Source organism: Streptomyces ruber (genome assembly GCF_014648075.1).
GTDB classification, from domain to species: Bacteria; Actinomycetota; Actinomycetes; order Streptomycetales; family Streptomycetaceae; genus Streptomyces; species Streptomyces ruber.
Genome location: NZ_BMQK01000020.1, coordinates 25431 through 45385, shown reverse-complemented (window position 1 = coordinate 45385; position 19955 = coordinate 25431). Strand labels below are relative to the sequence as shown.

Sequence of the window (19955 nt, the reverse complement as noted above, 5' to 3'; positions counted from 1 at the left end):
CGCCGTTGCCCCGCCCGTCTGCGAAGGGTCGCTTCGTCATGTCTTCCTCCCTGGCCGAGAGGCCCGCACCGCCCACCGCCGGGCGGCGGCCCGCCCCGCCCCGGCGCCGCACCCGCGTCCTGACGCTGCCGGAGGCCCGCTGGGCGCTCGCGGCCCTGGTGCTGTTCCTCCTCGCCCTCCCGCCGTACCTGCTGGACGCCCCGGCGTGGCTGTGGGGAGGCCTGTTCGCCGCGACCTATGCCACAGGCGGCTGGGAGCCCGGCTGGGAGGGGCTCAAGGCGCTGAAGGACAAGACGCTGGACGTGGATCTGCTGATGGTCGTCGCGGCGCTGGGCGCCGCCGCGATCGGGCAGGTCCTCGACGGGGCGCTGCTGATCGTCATCTTCGCCACCTCCGGTGCCCTGGAGGCCGTCGCGACCGCGCGGACCGCGGACTCGGTGCGCGGTCTGCTCGATCTCGCCCCCGCCACCGCGACCCGGCTGCTGCCCGACGGCACCGAGGAGCGGGTGGACGCCGGCCGGCTCGCGGTCGGGGACACCGTCCTGGTCCGGCCCGGGGAGCGGATCGGTGCCGACGGGCAGGTCGTCGACGGGGCGAGCGACGTCGACCAGGCCACCGTCACCGGTGAGCCGCTGCCGGTGGCCAAGCAGGCGGGCGACGAGGTCTTCGCGGGCACCGTCAACGGCACCGGCGCCCTGCGCGTGCGGGTAGGGCGCGATCCGTCGGACTCGGTGATCGCCCGGATCGTGCGGATGGTGGAGGAGGCCTCCGCGACCAAGGCTCCCACCCAGCTCTTCATCGAGAAGGTCGAGCAGCGCTACTCGATCGGCATGGTCGTCGCGACCCTCGCCGTCTTCGCCGTCCCGCTCGCCTTCGGCGACACGCTCCAGTCGGCCCTGCTGCGGGCCATGACGTTCATGATCGTCGCCTCGCCGTGCGCGGTGGTGCTCTCCACCATGCCGCCGCTGCTGTCCGCCATCGCCAACGCGGGCCGCCACGGTGTGCTCGCCAAGTCCGCCGTCGTCATGGAGCGTCTCGGCCAGGTCGACACCGTCGCCCTGGACAAGACCGGCACCCTGACCGAGGGCACGCCCCGCGTCACCGGCATCCGCCCCCTGCCCGGCAGCGGCCTGGACGAGCCCGCGCTGCTGCGCCTGGCCGCCTCCGCCGAGCACCCCAGCGAACACCCCCTGGCCCGCGCCGTCGTCGACGCCGCCCGCGAACGGGGGCTGTCCCTGTCCGACGCCGCCGGCTTCGCCTCCGTCCCCGGCCGGGGCGTCACCGCCACCGTCGACGGACATGTCGTCCAGGTCGGCTCCCCCGCCCGTCTCCTGCCGGCCGCCGACGGGCAGCCGCCCCACCGGGCGGTGACCGAGCTGGAGGAGACCGGACACACCGCGGTCGCCGTGCTCCGCGACGGAGTGCCCGTGGGCGTGCTGGGCGTCGCCGACCGGCTCCGCCCGGACGCGGCGGCCACCGTCGCCGCCCTCACCGCGCTGACCGGCCGCACCCCGGTGCTCCTGACCGGTGACAACGAGCGCGCCGCCCGGCGCCTGGCCGCCGAGGTCGGCATCACCGAGGTCCGCGCGGGCCTGCTGCCCGAGGACAAGGTGGGCGCCGTCAGGGAGTGGCAGACCGGGGGGCGCCGGGTGCTGGTCGTCGGCGACGGCGTCAACGACGCCCCCGCCCTGGCCGCCGCCCACTCCGGGATCGCCATGGGCAGGGCCGGCTCCGACCTCGCGCTGGAGACCGCCGACGCCGTCGTCGTCCGCGACGAACTCGCCGCCGTCCCCGCCGTCGTACGGCTGTCGCGCACCGCGCGCCGCCTGGTCGTCCAGAACCTCGTCATCGCCGGTGTGTTCATCACCGTGCTGGTCGCCTGGGACCTGATCGGCACCCTCCCGCTGCCGCTCGGCGTCGCCGGGCACGAGGGTTCCACCGTCGTCGTCGGCCTCAACGGCCTCCGTCTGCTGCGCGAGGCGGCATGGCCCCGCACCGCCGCGGACGCGTAGGCGGTACGCGGCCGCGGCGTCAGTCGACGGGGGCCACCCGGATCAGGTTGCCGTCGGGATCGGCGACGACGAAGGTGCGGCCGAACACCTCGTCGTGGGGTTCCCGCACCGTCCTGACGCCCTTCCTCGTCCAGTCCCGGAACTGCTGGTCGATCCGTTCGGGACCGCCGTCCAGCGTCACGCACAGCTCGCTGGTGCGCGGCGCCGACAGGTGGTCCGGGATCGCGCTCCACAGGGCCAGGTCGAACCCGTCGGCGAGTCGGAACGAGACGAACCCGGGCGTTTCGAAGCTCGGCTCGATGTCGAACAGCTCCGCGTAGAAACGGGTGGACGCCGATGCGTCGGAGACGTGGACGATGACCATGTCGGGGACTGCCATGAGGGGCTCCTTCCGTCCTGCCGGTTGTTCCGGACGAGAGGACTCTGCCTGTCATACATGACAGATCCTGTCGTGTTCCCGTGGGAACCTCGGCGTCATGACCCCGGATCGCTTCTTCTCCCTGTTGCTGGCCCTCCGGACCCGCGAGGTCGTCACCACGGCCGACCTCGCGGACCGGGTCGGGGTCTCGGTGCGCACCGTGCTGAGAGACCTGCGATGGCTGCAGGAGGCGGGTTTCCCGGTGCTGGTCGAACGCGGCCGCTGGGGCGGGGTGACGCTGCTGCCCGGTGGCACGCTCGACACCTCCCGGCTCACTCCGGCCGAGCGTGACCACCTCGCGCTCCACGGGCTGGACGACACGCAGCGGCGTCAGCTGGGCGCCGACGCCGAGAGCCGGCGGGCCCGCGCGAAGATCACGGCACATCGGCGCCCCGCGGCGTCCCTCCTGCCGATCAGTGCCGTCGTCACCACCGACAACAGGCCCTGGTTCGGGCGGAACGCCGAGGACGCAGGCGGTGCGGATCCGAGCGCCGTCGTGGGTGACGTGCGCCGCGGTGTGCGGCTGCGCATCCGCTACCGGCGCCGTGACGACGCCGAACCGGCCTGGCAGATCGTGGATCCGTACGGTCTGCTGGCCAAGGCGGGGCGGTGGTACCTCGTCGCCGACCGTGCGTCCGTACCACGGCTGTACTCCCTCGAACGGCTCGTCGACTGGCGGCCGATGCGTGCCCCGCGCCGGCTGCGGCCCGCGACGACCCTGGCCGACGTGGCGGCGGAACTGACCTCGCGCTGGGAGACGACCGACGCCGTCCGGGTGCACGGGCGGCTCGCCGTCCGCCAGCTCGACCGTGCCCGGCGCATCCTCGGCTCCCGGCTGACCGTGCGGCCGCCCGGGGGCGAGGGCGAGAAGGAGGCCGTGATCACGGTGGCATGCCGGGAGATCGAGGACGTGCGCCAGTTGCTGCCCTTCGCGGACGACCTCACCGTGACCGCTCCCCCGGAGGCCCGCGACCGGATCCGCGAACTGGCTGCACGGATCAGCCGTCGGTACGACTGAGCGAGGGCGCCCACGCGGCGTGGTGCCCGTACGCCGGGCCTGGCTCCGCGGCGGCACCGCCGGGGCGGTACCGGCCCGGTGGCGGTCGTCAGCCCTGCGGGGCGAGCTCCGCCATGGGGCCCCAGCCGTTCTGCTCGGGCAGGTTCGCGTTGATGATCTCGGGCGTCTCCGCGATCGCGCCGGCCATCGTGGCGAGCCCCGCCCGGAAGTGCTCGGACTGGACGTGGACCGCGCCCGCGGCGTCGTCGGCGAAGCCCTCCAGCAGCGTGAACCTGTGCGGGTCGTCGACATCGCGCGACCAGTCGAAGAACAGGTTGCCCGGTTCGGCGCGCGTGGCCTCGGTGAACGGGCCCACCAGGGTCAGCCACTCGTCGGCGTGCTCGGGACGGACGGTGAAACGTACGGCGATGAAAATCATGGCTCCACTCTGCTTCCCGCACCGCCTTCCGGCCAGCCGGGCGCCGGGTCATTCCGGCAGTGTCGGAAACGCGGCCGCGGCGCGTGCCAGGAGAGAGCCGACCTCGTCGCCGCGGCGCCGGAAGTCGGCGAGGGGCAGCGAGACGGAGAGCGCCTGGTCCGGACGGCCGGGCAGCGGCACGGCGAGGCAGGTGTGGGCCGGGTCGCTCTCGCCGACGGAGACCGCGACGCCCCGGCGCCGCACACCGGCCACCTCCGCCTCGAAGCGCTCCTCGTCGGTGATGGTGTGCTCGGTGAGGCGGGCCATGCCGTGAGCGGCGAGATAGCGGCGTCGCGCGGCCCGGGGCAGCGACGCCAGCAGCACCTTGCCGTGCGCGGTCGCGTGCGCCCTGGTCTCCAGCCCGGGTCGCCAGGGGTTGCCGAGGTCGGTGAGGGGCGCGGTGGTGTCGACCACGGCGATCCGGCCGTCGCGGTACGCGGTGAAGTACGCCTCGGCGCCGGTGGTCCGCCGCGTCCGCGTGAGCAGGGCGGCGACGGCGCCGCCACCGGCGTCCAGATGCCGCCGGAAGGACCGGTGCAGAGCGGGGATCCGCGGCCCGGGCCCGTACCCCTCGGGCCCCCGGACCAGGTAACCGCGTGCCGTCAGCGGTCCGAGCAGGTGGTACGCGGTCGACAGCGAACAGCCCGCCTGCCGGGCGAGCGCCTTGGCGCTGAGCGGTCCCGGCGCGTCGGCCACCGCGTCCAGCAGGGCCAGCGCACGGTCCACGGACTGGGGGCCGGACATGGCGGACGGTCCTTCCGGTGGGTTCGGGTGCCCCGGGCGGTCCGGACGGGCCCGGACGGCGCGGTGGGCACTGATGATCGATCCACAGTATCGCCGCCCGCACCGGGCGCCGCGCCCGGCCCGCGCCGCTGCCGCGTCCGCCGCCCGGAGGTCTCCGGCGCTCGCGGCCCCGCCGAGTCGTACGTCCACGTGTCCACGCATTCCTGACTCCGCCCCGACGGATTCGGGGGGCTCCTGTCGGTGGCTCGCGGCCGCCTCGGAAGGCCGGCCCGGCCCTGAGCGCGACGCCCCACGCCCCTTCCCCCTCCGCGTGGCCGCCGTGGTCACAGGCGGTACGTTGGAACGTTCCGCCGTCGCGGTTCCCGCCGTCCGCGTGCCCGCGTCCGGGGCGGGTGCGCGGGGTGTCGCGGGGTCCACCGGCCGGCACGCCCCGCTCCGTTGCCGGTCGACCGCTCGGCAGCCGCCGCGCCGTACACCGCAGGAGGACGGAGATGACCGTCATCGACTCCCACCAGCACGTCTGGGACCCCCGACGCGCCGCCTACGACTGGCTGGGGCCGGCGATGGCACCGGTCGACCGGGTCATGAGGTTCACCGACGTCCGTCCGGCGCTGAGGGACGCCGGGGTCACCGCCGGCGTCCTCGTGCAGGCCGCCGACAACGACGCGGACACCGATCTCATGCCGGCGACCGCCGCGGCCCACCCCGAGGTCGTCGCCGTCGTCGCCCGGGTTCCCCTGGACAATTCCGTGCGGGCCCGTCAACGCCTTACGGAACTGCGCCGCGATCCCCACGTGGCGGGCGTGCGCGCCCTCGTCCACGACAACCCCGACCGGGACTGGATCCTCCGCCCGGACGTCGCCCGGGGACTCGACCTGCTCGCCGAGGCGGGCCTCACACCTTCGACTACGTCACCTCCTCGCCCGAGGCCCTGGTCCACGTACCGCGGCTGGCGGCCCGCCACCCCGGCCTGCGCCTGGTCGTCGACCACCTCGGCAAGCCCCCGGTCGGCGGCGGCCCCGGCGACCGGGCCCGATGGCGGAGGCTGATCGCCGCCGCCGCACGTCACCCCCGGGTACACGCCAAGCTCTCCGGGCTCTACGCGGCCTCCGGCCCCCTCGGCTCGTGGACGACGGAAGAGGTGCGTCCCTTCGTCGAGGATGCCCTGGAGCTGTTCGGGCCCGGCCGTCTGATGTACGGCGGTGACTGGCCGGTCTCCCTGCTGGCCGGGGGCTACGCACGCTGCTGGGAGGCGTGCCTGGAACTGCTCTCACCGCTGTCGCCGGGCGACCGCGCCGCCGTGCTCGGCGCCGCGGCCGCCGGCTTCTACCGCATCGACCCCGCCCTGTTGGCGGCCGCACACGACGCGGCTGCGTGAACCGTTCCCCGGCGTTCTTCGGACGAGATGAAGGGACGCCGTGGAACACCGCACGGGCTCGCCGGACACGGCCGCGCCGGCCGGCTTCCGGGTGCGCCCCGGGCCGCCGCGTCGCCGTCCCGACGGTGCCGCGGACGGAGACGATCGTGCGGCGGGGCCTGGAGAGGGCGCACGGTGCACGGGTACGGACGGTGTTGCGCCGTGCCTCAGCCCTGGCGGTGGCGGACGTAGTGCCGCTGGGCCTTGGCCCGGTTGCCGCAGCCGCTCATCGAGCACCAGCGCCGGGTGCCGTTCTTGGACACGTCGTAGAAGTGCAGGACGCACTGGTGGTTGCCGCAGGCGCGGATGCGTTCGGGACGGTCGGCCAGCAGCCGCAGGAAGTCGGCGACGGCGGCCCAGGCCGGCAGCCAGGCCGGATCGTCCGTCTCGGCCACGGTGCCCGGCCCGTCGGGGCGCAGGACCTGCCGCAGCCGGCCGTGGGCGAGCACGTCGTTGACGGCCGTGACGGCGGCGGGCGTCGGGTGCGCCGGGTCGGCGACGGCCTCGTCGAGCGCGGCGCGGGCCCGGTGGAGCCGCTCGCGGGTGTCATGGCCGGCCGGGACGGGGGTGCCGCCGAGGGCTTCGCGGACGAGGGGCGTGTTCAGCCACAGCGCCGTCCCCTCCAGGGAGTCGAGGAGGTCGTGCCGGCCCGCGGCGTCGGTCCAGCGCGTGTTGAGCAGGTCGATGGCGAGCGGCTCGCCGGTCAGCGGCCTGGGGTCGGCCTCGGCGGGTGACGGCACGGTGCGGGTCCCTTCGGCGCGGCGGCATCACCCCACCCACGATAACCGGTCATCCCATGATCAGAGGTTGATCGCTGCGCCGCCCGGCCCCGCGTCCCCTCCGGCGGGGCGGGCCGTACCGAGGCACGCCGGAGCTGCCGTTGGCAATTGCCGATTCGCCCTGGTGGGACGTACCGTGTGCGCGCCGGTGGGAAGCTGTGGGTGTGTGCTCCCGCCTCGTCATCCGCGATCTCTCCGCCGCCCAGGACCGCACCGCACGACTGCGCCTGTCCGGCGAGCTGCACCGCGACACGGTGCAGGGTCTGTGTGACCAGGTGGTCATGGTGCTGTCGGGCGGCGGCAGGAGATCCGTCGTGGTGGACGTGTCCTCGGTCACCTGGTGCGACAACGCGAGCCTGTTCACGCTGCTCGGCATCCACCGGGCACTGCAGTCCACCGGCGGCGGCCTCCGTCTCGTGGCCGGCAGCCGTCCCACCGACCGCACGCCCGGCACGCACGGCGAAGCACCGGCGCCCGACCGCCGGGCCGCACGACCACGACCCTGACGACGTCACCCGGCCGTCCCGCGCCGCCCTCCGGCTCCGTCTCCGGGTCGCCGTGCCAGGAATGCCAGAGCCGGGCGTACGCGCCGCCGCGGCGCACCAGGCCGTCAGATCCAGTGCCTCCGTGTCGAGGGCACGCCCGGATCGAGGTGGGCGGCGCCCTCCAGGGCGACGAGCCGGCGTCCGGTGACCAGCACGGCCGAGCCGCCGCCCGGTGGCAACAGCGGGCGCAGCAGGGTCTCGCCGACCGCGTCGTCGAGGATGGGCAGGACGCGCCGGCGCGCGATCTGCGTGCGGTACGGGCCGAGGAGGTCGTTCTCGTCGCGGGCCGAGGAGGTCGTTCTCGTCGCGGGCCGAGGAAGTCGTTCTCGTCGCGGGCCGGGGTGTCCGGACCACGCCGGGGGCGCGCAGTGACCGGGCCGGGGCGTCCACGGTCCGTACGGGCTCCGGATCCGCGGCGCGCAGGTCGGCGAAGAGCTGTCCGTCGGGGAGGAGCGCGGCGGTGCGGTGACCCGCGTGGGCCGCCGGGGCGGTCCTCCCAGTGCCCGACCGGCCTGCGATCACACCAGGCGTCCGCCATCGCCGCGACACACGGCGGCGGGTTGCTCAGGGTGCTGTGCCGGACCGAGGGCGGTCACGCGACCCAGGGCGGCCACCGGGACACCTGGTGGGTGAAGACCGCAGTGGAGGGTGCCCGCCCGTCGGGCTGCGTGAGCCAGGTCCGTCTCGGCGGCGTCGACGGCCTGCCGCACCCGGGCCCGGCGACCTGCCGAAGGGCAGACAGTCCCGCACGTACACGGGGGAGTTCGCCCGGTGCCGTGTCCGCTTGCGCGCAATGGGTTGAGAACTGCCTCCGTCGGAGTGAGGCACGGCGGAGACGGCCCGGCCGCGGGGAAGGCCTGCGGTGAGCAGCCGTGAAGGACGGCCACCGTCTCCAGGAGAATTCATGCGTATTCGCACCGCCGTCACCGCCGTAGCCCTGATGATCGCAGCCGCCGCGGCAACCGTCGGCACCGCCTCCGCGGACGACTTCGACCACCACACCGACCAGAGTTCCACGGGTGCGTCGAAGTGCGACAGCAACAGCTGGGTTTCTTACAACGTCATGAGACATGAGTGCAACTGAGTTCCTGTTCCCGATCCGCGACGGATCACCTCTCGCCCGGCCGCTCGCACCATGCGGCCGGGCGAGCGCGTTCAGCCAACCGCCCCGTCATCCGGGGCAGCGAGTCGCCAGGGCGTCCCACTGCATGAGGGACAGGCCGACGCCGCTGCGCCCGATCCTGCCTGGGGCGCGTACTCGGTGACGCCGGGCATCCGGCGTGCGGCCCGGTGGAGCGCTTGCTCTGCTCGGTGACGACGGCCTTCCCACGGCGACGGTGGCCGCCGGAGCCGGGGGCGTCCGCCGGACGCCTTCCCACGGCGACGGTCGCCGCCGGAGGCGGGGGGCGTCCGCCGGACGCCGCCGGGGGACGACCGGGGCATGGCCGCTTCGCTTCTCGGCCCGGCCGTCTCCTCGTGGCCGGCCGACGGTGTCGCTCAGGGGTCATCGGCTGCTCTCCCCCATGCGCTGGTCCGCCCGGCCGCGAGCCGTACGAGCCGTGGCGGGGTCCGGTCCGTGCTCGGCGTCCGCGAGTTCGCGCAGTCTCCTCCTGGCGCGCGACAGCCGCACCCGCACCGTCCCGGCCGACACCCCCAGCGCCACGGCCGCCGCCGCTCGGCCGGCCGTCGCGTCACCTCGTCGGCGAAGGCCGCGACCGGGTCCGCGGGAGGGAGCCGGGCGAGCGCGTTCCCGAGCAGTCAGGGACACAGCAGGCCGCTCCCCCTCCCGCGACTGTGCACACCACGACAGCTTCACAATGCTGTGCAGCACATGAGTGGAACGTCGCCGGGTCGTGGGTACCGGTCGAGGCGACCGACCGCGCCGCGGAGCGAACCGCCCGCCCGCGACGGCCGATGACCACTCGTCACACTGTTCAAGCCCCGTGCGAAGAGTGTGTCACACATCACCCCGACACACTGTCCGATCGGTCAGTTCTGACCGATCGGACAGTTACCGTTGTGGCATGGCACGCACCGCCTCCGCCATGCGCGGTCAGATCCTCGAGTCGGCACTGCGACTGTTCTCCGTGCACGGCTTCCGCGGCACCTCGTTGCAGGACATCGCCTCCGACGCGGGCTGCTCGAAGGCGTCGCTCCTCTACCACTTCGCCAGCAAGGAGACGATCCTCACCGAGCTGCTGACCCCGGCCCGGGACGCCCTCGCCACACTGCTCGACCGTGTGGCGGGGCTGGAGCGCGGCCGGCTGGTGGAGGAGACCGTCATCGGGTACGTCGATCTGGCGCTGCGGTTCCGCCGCGAGATCCGGCTCCTCTTCGAGGACATCGCCGAGATGTCCTGCCACCAGACCCTCAACGTCCTGGAGTTGGCGGACGGGCTGCTGGACGCGCTGGCCGGCCACTCGCGGCGGGCGCCGTCCCGGGTGGCCGCGTGGATGGTGCTGGGCGCCGTCTTCATCACCAGTGCCACGGAGGACGAGGTGGCACCGGACGAGGTGCTGCGCGCCGAAATGATCCGCAGTGCGCTGCGGACGCTGGACCACAGTCCGCAGTGCGCTGCGGACGCCTGACCCACCCTCAGCTGACCCCTCACGGAAAGACCCTTCCTCGATGGCAACCTTGCTGTACCGGATCGGCCGGTTCTCGTTCCGCAGAAGAGGCCGAATAGCCGCGGTCTGGCTGCTCCTGCTGGTCCTGCTGGGTGTCGGGGCCGCCACCTTGATGGGCCCGACCAGCGACAAGTTCTCCATGCCGGGCACCGAGTCCCAGCAGGCGATGGACGACCTCGGCAGGCAGTTCCCGCAGGCCGGCGGTGCCACCGGCACCATCGTCGTCGCCGCGCCCGAGGGCGAGCAGCTGGACCCCGCCGCGGTGGCGCCCCTGGTGAAGGAAGCCTCCGAGATCGACGGCGTCACCGGCGCCGTGGACCCGTTCCAGGCCGGCTCCGTCTCCCAGGACGGCCGCTACGCCCTGGTGCAGGTGCAGTTCGACAAGGGCGCCGACGAGGTCAGTGACGAGGCGAAGTCGGCCTACGAGGCCGTCGGCGCCGACGCCGAGGGACTGCGGGTGGAGCACGGCGGCGAGGTCATGGGCGGTGAGGTGGAGATCGGCTCCACCGAGGCGCTCGGCGTCCTGGTCGCCGCGGTGGTCCTGGTCATCACCTTCGGCTCGCTGGTCGCCGCCGGTATGACCCTGCTGAACGCGCTGATCGGCGTCGCGGTCGGCATGGCCGGCCTCTACTCCCTGACCGGTGTCGTCGAGCTGTCGTCCACCGCGCCGATCCTCGCGCTGATGCTGGGGCTGGCCGTCGGCATCGACTACTCGCTCTTCATCACCTCCCGTTACCGCCAGTACCTGGCCGAGGGGCTGGAGCCCGAGGAGGCCGCGGGCCGCGCGACCGGTACGGCCGGCTCCGCGGTCGTCTTCGCCGGTGCCACCGTCGTCATCGCCCTGGCGGGCCTCTCCGTCGTCGGCATCCCCTTCCTGAGCGTGATGGGCCTGGCCGCGGCGGGCACCGTCGCCATCGCCGTGCTGGTCGCCCTCACCCTGCTGCCGGCCTTCCTCTCCTTCGCCGGTAAGAAGATCCTGCCGCGCAAGCAGCGCCGGGCGGACAGCGACGCCGCCGAGGACGGCGCCGCCACCGAGGGCTTCGGCTTCACCTGGGGCCGGCTCGTCACCAAGCTGCGCATCCCGCTCCTGGTCGTCGGCATCGTCGGGCTGGGCGCGCTCGCCCTCCCCGCCCAGGACATGCGGCTGGCCCTGCCGGACGCGGGCACCGCCGCCGAGGGCTCCCCCGCACGCGAGGCGTACGACCTGACGTCCGAGGGCTTCGGCGAGGGCTTCAACGGCCGTCTCGTCGCCGTCGTCAACGGTCAGGACGCGCAGTCCACCGGGGCGGCCGCCCAGGAGGCCACCGCCCTCATCAAGGAGACCGACGGCGTCCTGACCGTCGCCCCGCCGCAGCTGAACGAGCAGGGCACCACCGCCCTGCTGACCATCATCCCCGAGGCGGGCCCGACCGCCGCCGCCACCGAGAACGCCGTCCACGACATCCGCGACCGGGTGGCGGACGTGGAGGGCGCCGACATCGCCCTCACCGGCGCGACCGCCATGGGCATCGACGTCTCGGAGAAGCTCTCCGACGCCCTGCCGGTCTACCTGCTGCTGGTGGTGGGCCTGTCCATCCTGCTGCTCATGCTCGTCTTCCGGTCGTTCCTGGTGCCGCTGAAGGCGGCGCTGGGCTTCCTGCTCACCGTGGGCGCCACCTTCGGCATCACCGTCGCCATCTTCCAGGAGGGCCACCTCGCCGGCCTGGTGGGCGTCGACACCCCCGGCCCGCTGGTGAGCTTCCTGCCGATCCTGCTCATCGGCATCCTGTTCGGCCTCGCCATGGACTACGAGGTCTTCCTCGTCTCCCGTATGCGCGAGGACTTCGTGCACGGCGCCGACCCGCAGGCGGCCATGGTCAGCGGCATGGGTCACAACGCCCGTGTCGTCACGGCCGCCGCGCTCATCATGACGTCCGTGTTCGGGGGCTTCGTGCTGATGGACGACCCGATCATCAAGTCGATCGGGTTCGCCCTCGCCGTCGGTGTGGTCATCGACGCCTTCGTCGTCCGCATGGCGCTGGTCCCGGCGGTGATGTCCCTGGTCGGCCGTGCCGCCTGGTGGCTGCCGAAGCCCGTCGACAAGGTCCTGCCCGACCTCGACATCGAGGGCGAGAAGCTGAACCGGCAGCTGGCCGGCGAGAAGCACAGCGAGAACCCCGTCTCGGTCTGACCAGGCGTCGGCCGGGCCGGACACACCGCAGCCGGACCGGACGCACCGCAGAAGGAACCCGGGAGGACGGGACCCGCGCAGCGGGCCCGTCCTCCCCACAACCGCGCGCGGCTGCTGGTGGCGAGCTTCCTGACCAAGACGCTGTACGTGGACTGGCGGATCGGCGCCCGGTACTTCCTGCACTGGCTCGTGGACGGTGACATCGTCAACAACCAGCTCAACTGGCAGTGGGCCGCCGGCACCGGCACCGACTCCCGCCCCCACCGCGTCCTCAGCCCCGTGCTCCAGGGAAGACGTTTCGACCCGGACGGTGCCTACGTACGCCGCTGGGTCCCCGAACTCGCGGACGTGGACGCCGACGTGGTGCACGAGCCCTGGCGGCTCCCGGCGGACCGGCGCGCCGCACTCGGCTACCCCGCCCCCGTCGTCGACCTCGCCGACGTACTGGCGCGCTTCCGGCACGCCCGCGACCGCGGCTGAGGACACGCACGGTCCACCACGTCGAACCCACCGCCCGGTAAGGCGCCCGGAGCGGGCCAGTACGATACGGGCATGCAGCCCACCGGTCATCTCTCCTCGGCGCCGGACTCCGCCCTCGGGCCGGCCCCACGGGGCCTGCTGACCGAGCGGATCGCGCGGCGGCTGGAGCACGACATCCGCTCGGGCGTGATCGCCGCAGGGCAGAAGCTGCCGTCGGAGCGGGAGCTGGCGGCCGACTTCCGGGCCAGCCGGGGCGTGGTGCGCGAGGTGCTGCGGCGCCTGGAGGCCCAGCAGCTGATCGAGGTGGCGCCGGGGCGCGGCTCCTTCGTCCGGGAGCAGGGCTCGGGGCAGGCACGCGGCTACGACGCGCTGTACCGGGCCGGGCGTCCGACCGTCCGTCAGCTCATCGAGGCGCGCGTCCCGATGGAGACCGAGATGGTCCGGCTGGCCGCGCTGCGGGCGACGGACGAGGACTTCGCGGCCCTGCGCGCCGCGCGGGACGCATTGGAGAGGGCGCACGACGTCGTCGACAAGGCGCGCGCCGACCTGGCCTTCCACGACGCCATCGCCGTGGCCAGCAAGAACCCCGTTCTGCGGATCATGCTGTCGTCGATCAGCGGCATGATGTTCGAGCTGATGCTCCGCTCGAACTCCGACCCCTCGATCGCCGAGCCCGGCGTCCCGCACCACCCCGAGATCTTCGAGGCGCTGGAGAGGCGCGACGCGGACGAGGCCGCCCGGCGGATGCGCGAGCACCTGACCCTGGCGCTGCGGACCTACGGCCCCGACCTGGACGTACAGGTCGACCTCATGGCCCGGAACCACATCGAGACGCTCCTGGAGCAGCACAGGGCGTAGCCCGCCGGGCCCTCGTCCGGTGAGCGGGGTGAGCCGGGCGAGCGAGAAAATCCGTGCCCGGGGGTGTCGCCCCGGGCTTTCCTGCTGTTAGGTTGCGCCTGGTCCAACTGGTCCTACCAGTTGGACCAGGCCCTCGCGGGCCGCACAGCACCGTACAGAGAGACAGAGGACGACGATGTCCACGAGCAGCCAGCCGCCGAGTCGGCGCTCCTTCGGCCGGCTGATCGCCGGCGGGGCGGCCGGAGCGGCGACCATGGCCCTTGGCGCATGCGCTCCGGGCGGCCGCACCCCGGCCTCCGGCACGCCCCTGCGCATCATGGCGATCAACCACGTCTGGTCCCAGGCCGTCAGACGGCGGCTGGGCGAGTTCGAGGACCTGGTCGGGCGCCGGGTCTCCATGAGCCTGCTCACCGCGGACCAGCTCGCGAGCAGCTACAACGTCAAGCTGAACGCGTCCGGCACGGACGTCGACGTGATGATGGTGCGCGCGCTCCAGGAGCAGGGGCTGTTCGCCCACAACGACTGGCTGGCCGACCTCACCGACCGCGTACGGAACGACGCGGACTTCGCCTGGGACGACTTCCAGGACGCCCCGCGCGAGGCGTCGGTGACCGCCGGCAGGGTCCTCAGCGTCCCCGTCGTCACCGAGCGGCCGGTGCTCTACTACCGCAAGGACCTCGCCGAGGACCTGGGCGGAGTGCCGGGCACGCTGGACGAGCTGGAGGCCGCCTCCCGGGAGGCGGCCGACCGGTCGCGCGGCGTGTTCGGGTTCGTGGGCCGCGGGCAGCGCGCCGGCGCCGTCTCGCAGTGGTCCAGCTTCCTGTACTCCCACGGCGGGGACTTCGTCGTCGACGGTGCCTCCGGCATCGGCAGCCCGCAGGCGCTCGCCGCCTACGAGTACTACGGGCGCCTGCTCGGCCGGACCGGGCCGCCCGGCGCGACCAACATGAGCCTGGAACAGGCGATGCCGGTCTTCGCCCAGGGCAAGGCCGCGTTCTACGTCGACGCCGACGCGATCTACAGCAGCTTCCTCGACCCGGCGGTGACCACCCCCGCCGTGCGCGAGGCGGTCGGCTTCGCCCCCTTCCCCGCCGGTCCCGCGGGCGCCCGGCCGCACAACATCCCGTCCTGGAGCCTCGGCATCAACAAGTTCTCGCTGCTGCGGGACGACGCCTGGCGGTTCATCCGCTGGGCGGCGGGTGTCGAACGGTCCCGTGAGCTCCAGTCCGAGGGCATCCCGGGCGCCCGCACCTCCGTGTGGGAGGACCCGGAGACACTGAGGAAGTTCCCACCCGAACTGGCCGAGGCCATGCGCGTCAACGCCTCCCGCGGCATCGGCCACGACCGGCCCCGCGTGCTCCAGGTGGGGCGCGCCCGGGACATCGTCGGCCGCCCCCTCGTGGCCGCCGTCCTCGGCCAGGACGTCGGCCCGGTCGCCAGGGACGCGCACGCCGAGTTCGGCGAGTTCCTCGTCCGCGACAACCGCCACAAGGAGTCCTGATGAGCGCGGCCGGACTCACCTCCGCCCCCGCCGGCGGCGAGCGGCGGACGCCCCGCCGCCCCACCGGACGGCGGTCCGCGGTCACCTTCGAGCAGGCCAACCGGCGGCTGCGCTGGGCGATGCTCTCCCCCGCCCTGCTCTTCGTCGGCGCCATGATCGTCTTCCCGCTGGTGTTCACCGCGGACCTCAGCCTCACCAATGCCTTCGGCGCGGTGAACGCGGCCAAGGACCACATCGGGCCGACGAACTTCACCGACGCCCTCGCCGACACCCGCCGCTTCTGGCCCGCCCTCGGGCGCACCGTCGTCTTCACCGTCGGCGCCGTGCTCCTGGAGGCCGTCCTCGGGCTGGCGCTCGCCATGCTGCTGCGCAGGCCGTTCCGCGGGATGCGCTGGGTGCGGACCGTTCTGATCATTCCGCTGCTGGCCACGCCCGTGGCGGTCGGCATCCTGTGGCTGCTGATCCTGGACCCCACCAACGGCATCGCCAACCACCTGCTGACCTCGGTCGGCCTGCCTCCGCAGGAGTTTCTCGGCTCGGTCGGACAGTCACTGCCCACCCTGGTCCTCATCGACGTCTGGCAGTGGACGCCGATGATGACCCTGCTGCTGCTCGCCGGCCTGACCACCCTGCCCGAGGAGCCCGAGGAGGCCGCGCTCGTCGACGGCGCCGGCGCCTGGCAGCGCTTCCGGTACGTGACGCTGCCGATGCTGCTGCCCACCCTGGCCACCGCACTGGTGCTCCGCGCGGTCGACGCCCTGAAGACGTTCGACCTGCTCTACGCGACCAAGGGCCCCGGCGGCGGCTCGGACTTCGAGGTCGAGACGCTCAACGTGTACGCCTACGGCCTCACCTTCGACTACCAGGAGTACGGCCTCGCCGCGGCCGTCCTGGTGCTGTTCACCCTGTTCATCATCGGCGTCGTCGTCCTCCTGCGCCGCCGCGGCGGAGGGAGGAACGCGTGACCGCCACCACCAGCCCCGTACCCCCGACCGCCGCGGCCCGGGACCGCCGCCGCAAGGCCCTCGCCGTCGCCCGCGGGACCGCCATCGCGCTGGTCGTGCTGCTCCTCGGACTGCCGATCGTGTGGATGTTCGCCGCCGCGTTCAAGACGAACGTCCAGGTCACCGACCCGTCGGTGGGCCTGTGGTTCACCCCCACCCTGGAGAACTTCCGCGCCGTCCTCGAGGCCGGCCAGATCGTCCGCTCCATGGGCAACTCGCTGCTCGTCGGCGTGGTCTCCACCGTCCTGTCCGCCGTCATCGCCGTGCCCGCGGCGTGGGCGGTCGGCCGGTTCGCCATGCACCGGACGGCCTCCCTGATCCTCGTCGCGCGGATCGTGCCGGCGATCTCCCTCCTGGTGCCCTGGTACTACCTGTTCGCGCAGGCGGGCCTGGTCGGCTCCTACACCGTGCTGGTCCTCAGCCACATGTTCGTCTCCGTGCCGCTCATCATGTGGATCATGATCAGCTTCTTCGCGGGACTGCCCGTCGAACTGGAGGAGGCCGCCCAGGTCGACGGGCTGAGCGCGTTCGGCGCCTTCCGGCGCATCACGCTCCCGCTGGCGGCGCCGGGCACCGCGACCGCGTCCCTGCTGGCGTTCGTCTTCAGCTGGAACAACTTCATGTTCGCGCTGGTCTTCGCGGACGACAGCACCCAGACCGTGCCCGTCACCCTGTTCCACTTCATCTCCTACGCGAGCACCGACTGGGGCGGGCTCATGGCCGCGACCACCCTCATCACCCTGCCGGTCCTGCTCGCCGCCGTCCTCGGCCAGAAGTACCTGGTCGCCGGGCTGACCTCCGGCGCCACCAAGGGATGACCACCCCGACTCCATCCGCCGATACACCCCCTGCGAAAGAGCGCACACGCATGAAGATCGTCGACGCGAAGGTCGTCGTCACCAGCCCCGGCCGCAACTTCGTCACCCTGAAGCTGACGACCGACGAGGGCGTCACCGGCCTCGGGGACGCCACCCTCAACGGCCGGGAGCTGGCCGTCGTCAGCTACCTGACCGACCACGTGGTGCCCCTCCTCACCGGCCTGGACCCGCACCGCGTCGAGGACACCTGGCAGTACCTCTACCGCGGTGCCTACTGGCGGCGCGGACCGGTCACCATGGCGGCCATAGCCGCCGTCGACACCGCCCTGTGGGACATCAAGGCCAAGGCCGCGGGAATGCCCCTCTACCAGCTGCTCGGCGGCGCGAGCCGCAGCCGGCTGCGCACCTACGGCCACGCCAACGGCCGTGACATCCCCGAACTCCTCGACTCGGTGCGGGCCCGCCTCGACGAGGGCTACCCCGCCGTCCGCATCCAGTCCGGCATCCCCGGCCTGAGGGCGGTCTACGGTGTCCACACCACCGACGCCGACGGCGCGGCCGTCCTGCACCAGCAGGCCCGCCCGCTCGTCGAGGACTGGGACACCGACGCCTACCTGCGCCACACGCCGGCCGTCTTCGAAGCGGTCCGCGCCGAGTTCGGCCCCGAGCTCCCCCTCCTGCACGACGCCCACCACCGGCTCACCCCCGTCCAGGCCGCCCGGCTCGGCAGGGACCTGGAGCCCTACCGGCCGTTCTGGCTGGAGGACTGCACCCCGGCGGAGAACCAGGAGGCCCTGCGCCTGGTCCGCCGGCACACCACGACGCCCCTGGCGATCGGTGAGGTGTTCAACTCCTTCTTCGACTACCAGACCCTCGTCACCGAGCAGCTCATCGACTACGTCCGGTCCGCCGTCACCCACTTCGGCGGCGTCACCCCGCTGCGCAGACTGCTCGACTTCGCCGCCCAGTACCAGATCCGGTCGGCGCCCCACGGCCCCGAGGACATCTCCCCGGTCGGCATGGCCGCCGCGCTCCACCTGGACCTGGCCGTCCACAACTTCGGCATCCAGGAGTACTCCGGCTACACCCCCCTCACCCACGAGGTGTTCCGGCACGCGTTCACCTTCGCCGACGGCCACCTCCACCCCGGCGACGCCCCCGGCATCGGCGTGGACCTCGACGAGGACCTCGCTGCCGCCCACCCGTACCAGGCCGCCTACCTGCCCGTGAACCGCCTGCGGGACGGCACGCTGCACGACTGGTGACGCCCGTCCGTCCCGGATCGGCGTCCGGGGCGCACGTCACGGTGCTCGAACGCACGGCGGACCGCGGCGCCCTCGTCCTCGACCAGTCCCGAGGCGTCCGGCAGTTCGAGCGCGGCGGCGCAGTGGCCGCACAGCATCGTCCCGTCCGGGTCCGGGACGACCGGTCTGCTCCCGCACGCCTTGCACCTGCCCTCGGCCCGGTCACCGCGTCGGCTCCGCCGCTCCTCCATCGCTGCCTTCCTCCTCCGGCGGGCGGGCTGTCCCTCAGGCCGCCCGGGTGCCGGGTGTCCCGGGCCGGACGGGACACACCTGCCGGGATCCGGGGCGGGGGGTGCCGGTCCTCGGAGCGGCACACCCTGGATCCGGCACCCGACGGTGGGCAGACTCGACGCGTTCCCGACGCCCCCCACCAGAGGTGAAGCATGTCCGACACGACCGCACGGACCGAAACACGGACCATCGCCGCGCTCCAGCGTGACTGGATCCTCGCCTGGGACAAGGAGGAAGGGGCGGCGCCGCGCGCGTTCCGCACCGTCTTCGACCGGTTCTACGACTTCGACGCCGACGTGATCCTCTTCGACGAGGCCGACCCGCAACGCCGGACGTTCCGCTCGGTGAGCGCCTACGCGGAGGCGTTCTGGCCCGCGTTCACGGCCATGCGGTCGGCGGCGCACGCGATCCCGGAGGAGCCGGACGTGCTGGTCTCCGGCGACCTCGCGGCCGGACGGATGGTCTTCGTGGCGGTCCTCACCTCGGCCGACGGCGAGGTGACCTGCCTCAAGTGCCACAACTCCCTGGTGTGGCGGCGCACCGGAGAACGCGACTGGCACATCGTCCGCGACCAGACCGCCGTCGAACCGCTCTCGTACGAGGAGGCCGTCCGGTACTTCGGCTGAGCGCCCGGAAGCCCGCTCGTACCGCATACGCTTCCGCCATGAGAGGTGACACGGTGTCAGGTGCCGTGTCCCTGCCGGGCGTCACCCGACGCGCCGGGACGCGGTCCGGCCGGGTCGCCTGTACGGACACCGACCTCGAGGGATCGTTCTCCGCGCCGCCACTCGTCCTCGTACACGGGAACTCGTCGTCCCGCGAGGTCTTCCACGCGCAGCCGGCCGATGACTTCGGCCGCCGGCGGCTGCCGGCCCTCGACCTGCTGGGGCACGGGGAGTCCGACGACGCGCGCGATCCCGGGCGCGCCTGCGCCCAACGCGGTCAGGCGGCGACGGTCGCGGAGCTCCTCGGCACGCTGGGCATCGAGCGGGCCGTCGTCGTCGGCCGGTCGCCCGGCGGGCACATCGGCCTGGAACTCGTGCCGCTCCTCCCCGGCCTGGCGGGGCTGGCGGTGACGGGCACGCCGCCCGTCGGCAGGGACACGCCGGCCGAGGGTTTCCTGCCGGCCGTCGGCCACGCGGGCGCCGAGGACCTCACGGCCGGCCGGGCGGCGGAGTTCGCCGGGCAGATCACGGTCTCGCCGCCCCCGCCTGGGTGGTGGAGGACGTGCCGCGCACGGACGGACGGGCCCGGCGCATCATGTCCGAGTCGTTCGCCGGGGGCCACGAGCCGGACCAGAAGGCGCTCGTCGCCCGGTCGACCGTACCGCTCGCGATCATCGACGGGCGCGACGATCCGTTCGTGAACCACCAGTACGTCGCCGCCGTCCCGTACGCCGCGCTGTGGCGGGGCGCCCCCACGGTCCTGGACGGCCGGCGGCACGCGGCCTTCCTGGAGGATCCGGCGGGTTACGGCGAACTCGTCCGCGCGTTCCTCGGTGAGAACCGGCTGTGAGTCCGTTCGGCGGCGGATGAGGCGCCGCCCGGCCCGGCTGCCGTTCCCCGTCCGCTC

20 protein-coding genes and 2 pseudogenes are annotated in these 19955 nt (G+C 73.4%); 17 read left to right on the top strand and 5 right to left on the bottom strand.

The features are described 5' to 3' along the window. The first annotated feature begins 38 nt into the window (after positions 1–38). Positions 39–2012 (top strand): heavy metal translocating P-type ATPase, encoded by a 1974-nt coding sequence (locus IEZ04_RS29815; protein WP_189220107.1) that lies wholly within the window; start codon positions 39–41, stop codon positions 2010–2012. 19 nt (positions 2013–2031) lie between these two features. Here IEZ04_RS29815 and IEZ04_RS29810 read toward each other — a convergent pair whose 3' ends face one another. After that, entirely contained in the window at positions 2032–2391 is a 360-nt protein-coding gene (locus tag IEZ04_RS29810) for a VOC family protein (protein WP_189220106.1), read from the bottom strand. A 97-nt stretch (positions 2392–2488) separates the two neighbouring features. Here IEZ04_RS29810 and IEZ04_RS29805 point away from each other — a divergent pair, with 97 nt between their 5' ends. After that, positions 2489–3448, top strand: coding sequence for a helix-turn-helix transcriptional regulator (locus tag IEZ04_RS29805; protein ID WP_189220105.1), 960 nt, complete (start codon positions 2489–2491; stop codon positions 3446–3448). Between the two features lie 88 nt (positions 3449–3536). On the opposite strand, the gene IEZ04_RS29800 is transcribed toward IEZ04_RS29805, so the two are convergent. Then, a complete protein-coding gene (locus tag IEZ04_RS29800) occupies positions 3537–3866 on the bottom strand; it encodes a putative quinol monooxygenase (RefSeq protein ID WP_189220104.1) in 330 nt (109 codons plus the stop codon). Between the two features lie 48 nt (positions 3867–3914). Next, positions 3915–4649, bottom strand: a complete 735-nt coding sequence (locus IEZ04_RS29795) for an IclR family transcriptional regulator (RefSeq protein WP_189220103.1) — start codon at positions 4647–4649, stop codon at positions 3915–3917. A 491-nt stretch (positions 4650–5140) separates the two neighbouring features. On the opposite strand from IEZ04_RS29795, the gene IEZ04_RS35665 reads away from it, so the two are divergent. Beyond that, positions 5141–5698: an amidohydrolase family protein gene (locus IEZ04_RS35665; RefSeq protein WP_268245695.1), complete on the top strand. Its 558-nt coding sequence runs from the start codon at positions 5141–5143 to the stop codon at positions 5696–5698. After that, on the top strand, positions 5581–6027 hold the full coding sequence (locus IEZ04_RS35660) for an amidohydrolase family protein (RefSeq protein WP_268245698.1): 447 nt from the start codon (positions 5581–5583) through the stop codon (positions 6025–6027). Before IEZ04_RS35665 ends, IEZ04_RS35660 begins: the two co-directional genes overlap by 118 nt. A gap of 206 nt (positions 6028–6233) precedes the next feature. On the opposite strand, the gene IEZ04_RS29785 is transcribed toward IEZ04_RS35660, so the two are convergent. After that, complete coding sequence (locus tag IEZ04_RS29785; protein WP_189220102.1) at positions 6234–6806, bottom strand: CGNR zinc finger domain-containing protein; 573 nt, start codon at positions 6804–6806, stop codon at positions 6234–6236. A gap of 203 nt (positions 6807–7009) precedes the next feature. On the opposite strand from IEZ04_RS29785, the gene IEZ04_RS29780 reads away from it, so the two are divergent. The 10 genes and pseudogenes from IEZ04_RS29780 to manD all read left to right on the top strand — a co-directional run bounded on the left by IEZ04_RS29780 (position 7010) and on the right by manD (position 18113). Further along, complete coding sequence (locus IEZ04_RS29780; RefSeq protein WP_189220101.1) at positions 7010–7351, top strand: STAS domain-containing protein; 342 nt, start codon at positions 7010–7012, stop codon at positions 7349–7351. A 943-nt stretch (positions 7352–8294) separates the two neighbouring features. Then, entirely contained in the window at positions 8295–8474 is a 180-nt protein-coding gene (locus tag IEZ04_RS29775; RefSeq protein ID WP_189220100.1) for a hypothetical protein, read from the top strand. A gap of 940 nt (positions 8475–9414) precedes the next feature. Then, the gene (locus IEZ04_RS29770; protein WP_189220099.1) at positions 9415–9978 is read left to right on the top strand and encodes a TetR/AcrR family transcriptional regulator; all 564 of its coding nucleotides are present in this window, start codon (positions 9415–9417) and stop codon (positions 9976–9978) included. Positions 9979–10018: 40 nt separating this feature from the next. Then, positions 10019–12187 carry an MMPL family transporter gene (locus IEZ04_RS29765; protein WP_189220098.1) on the top strand — a complete coding sequence of 723 codons (2169 nt, stop codon included), beginning with the start codon at positions 10019–10021 and terminating at the stop codon, positions 12185–12187. 96 nt (positions 12188–12283) lie between these two features. Further along, positions 12284–12667 (top strand): annotated as a pseudogene (locus IEZ04_RS29760) (FAD-binding domain-containing protein); the annotation flags it as partial. A 72-nt stretch (positions 12668–12739) separates the two neighbouring features. Then, positions 12740–13525: a FadR/GntR family transcriptional regulator gene (locus tag IEZ04_RS29755; RefSeq protein WP_189220097.1), complete on the top strand. Its 786-nt coding sequence runs from the start codon at positions 12740–12742 to the stop codon at positions 13523–13525. 175 nt (positions 13526–13700) lie between these two features. After that, the gene (locus IEZ04_RS29750) at positions 13701–15026 is read left to right on the top strand and encodes an ABC transporter substrate-binding protein (protein ID WP_189220096.1); all 1326 of its coding nucleotides are present in this window, start codon (positions 13701–13703) and stop codon (positions 15024–15026) included. Beyond that, the gene (locus tag IEZ04_RS29745; protein WP_189220095.1) at positions 15026–15991 is read left to right on the top strand and encodes a carbohydrate ABC transporter permease; all 966 of its coding nucleotides are present in this window, start codon (positions 15026–15028) and stop codon (positions 15989–15991) included. The genes IEZ04_RS29750 and IEZ04_RS29745 overlap by 1 nt, the downstream gene beginning before the upstream one ends. After that, on the top strand, positions 15988–16848 hold the full coding sequence (locus IEZ04_RS29740; RefSeq protein ID WP_189220094.1) for a carbohydrate ABC transporter permease: 861 nt from the start codon (positions 15988–15990) through the stop codon (positions 16846–16848). Before IEZ04_RS29745 ends, IEZ04_RS29740 begins: the two co-directional genes overlap by 4 nt. Positions 16849–16898: 50 nt before the next feature. Further along, on the top strand, positions 16899–18113 hold the full coding sequence (manD, locus tag IEZ04_RS29735; protein WP_189220093.1) for a D-mannonate dehydratase ManD: 1215 nt from the start codon (positions 16899–16901) through the stop codon (positions 18111–18113). Here the strand turns inward: manD and IEZ04_RS29730 are convergent. Next, a complete protein-coding gene (locus IEZ04_RS29730) occupies positions 18065–18343 on the bottom strand; it encodes a hypothetical protein (protein WP_189220092.1) in 279 nt (92 codons plus the stop codon). The two genes, manD and IEZ04_RS29730, sit on opposite strands and share 49 nt — an antisense overlap. 192 nt (positions 18344–18535) lie before the next feature. Between IEZ04_RS29730 and IEZ04_RS29725 the strand changes: the two genes are divergently transcribed. From IEZ04_RS29725 to IEZ04_RS35285, 3 genes and pseudogenes are all read left to right on the top strand, one after another. Next, on the top strand, positions 18536–19009 hold the full coding sequence (locus IEZ04_RS29725) for a YybH family protein (protein WP_189220091.1): 474 nt from the start codon (positions 18536–18538) through the stop codon (positions 19007–19009). 38 nt (positions 19010–19047) lie between these two features. Continuing rightward, positions 19048–19377 (top strand): annotated as a pseudogene (locus tag IEZ04_RS36080) (alpha/beta fold hydrolase); the annotation flags it as partial. Positions 19378–19610: 233 nt separating this feature from the next. Then, positions 19611–19898, top strand: coding sequence for an alpha/beta fold hydrolase (locus tag IEZ04_RS35285; RefSeq protein WP_229821371.1), 288 nt, complete (start codon positions 19611–19613; stop codon positions 19896–19898). Positions 19899–19955 lie beyond the last annotated feature (57 nt).

What these genes read in the sequence shown, in the direction of transcription:
- IEZ04_RS29730 (WP_189220092.1), bottom strand. Translation starts at nt 18,343, where the DNA reads ATGGAGGAGCGGCGGAGCCGACGCGGTGACCGGGCCGAGGGCAGGTGC.
- IEZ04_RS29795 (WP_189220103.1), bottom strand. Translation starts at nt 4,649, where the DNA reads ATGTCCGGCCCCCAGTCCGTGGACCGTGCGCTGGCCCTGCTGGACGCG.
- IEZ04_RS35665 (WP_268245695.1), top strand. Translation starts at nt 5,141, where the DNA reads ATGACCGTCATCGACTCCCACCAGCACGTCTGGGACCCCCGACGCGCC.
- IEZ04_RS29765 (WP_189220098.1), top strand. Translation starts at nt 10,019, where the DNA reads ATGGCAACCTTGCTGTACCGGATCGGCCGGTTCTCGTTCCGCAGAAGA.
- IEZ04_RS29775 (WP_189220100.1), top strand. Translation starts at nt 8,295, where the DNA reads ATGCGTATTCGCACCGCCGTCACCGCCGTAGCCCTGATGATCGCAGCC.
- IEZ04_RS29810 (WP_189220106.1), bottom strand. Translation starts at nt 2,391, where the DNA reads ATGGCAGTCCCCGACATGGTCATCGTCCACGTCTCCGACGCATCGGCG.
- IEZ04_RS29800 (WP_189220104.1), bottom strand. Translation starts at nt 3,866, where the DNA reads ATGATTTTCATCGCCGTACGTTTCACCGTCCGTCCCGAGCACGCCGAC.
- IEZ04_RS29755 (WP_189220097.1), top strand. Translation starts at nt 12,740, where the DNA reads ATGCAGCCCACCGGTCATCTCTCCTCGGCGCCGGACTCCGCCCTCGGG.
- IEZ04_RS29805 (WP_189220105.1), top strand. Translation starts at nt 2,489, where the DNA reads ATGACCCCGGATCGCTTCTTCTCCCTGTTGCTGGCCCTCCGGACCCGC.
- IEZ04_RS29815 (WP_189220107.1), top strand. Translation starts at nt 39, where the DNA reads ATGTCTTCCTCCCTGGCCGAGAGGCCCGCACCGCCCACCGCCGGGCGG.
- IEZ04_RS29725 (WP_189220091.1), top strand. Translation starts at nt 18,536, where the DNA reads ATGTCCGACACGACCGCACGGACCGAAACACGGACCATCGCCGCGCTC.
- IEZ04_RS29770 (WP_189220099.1), top strand. Translation starts at nt 9,415, where the DNA reads ATGGCACGCACCGCCTCCGCCATGCGCGGTCAGATCCTCGAGTCGGCA.
- IEZ04_RS29750 (WP_189220096.1), top strand. Translation starts at nt 13,701, where the DNA reads ATGTCCACGAGCAGCCAGCCGCCGAGTCGGCGCTCCTTCGGCCGGCTG.
- IEZ04_RS29745 (WP_189220095.1), top strand. Translation starts at nt 15,026, where the DNA reads ATGAGCGCGGCCGGACTCACCTCCGCCCCCGCCGGCGGCGAGCGGCGG.
- manD (WP_189220093.1), top strand. Translation starts at nt 16,899, where the DNA reads ATGAAGATCGTCGACGCGAAGGTCGTCGTCACCAGCCCCGGCCGCAAC.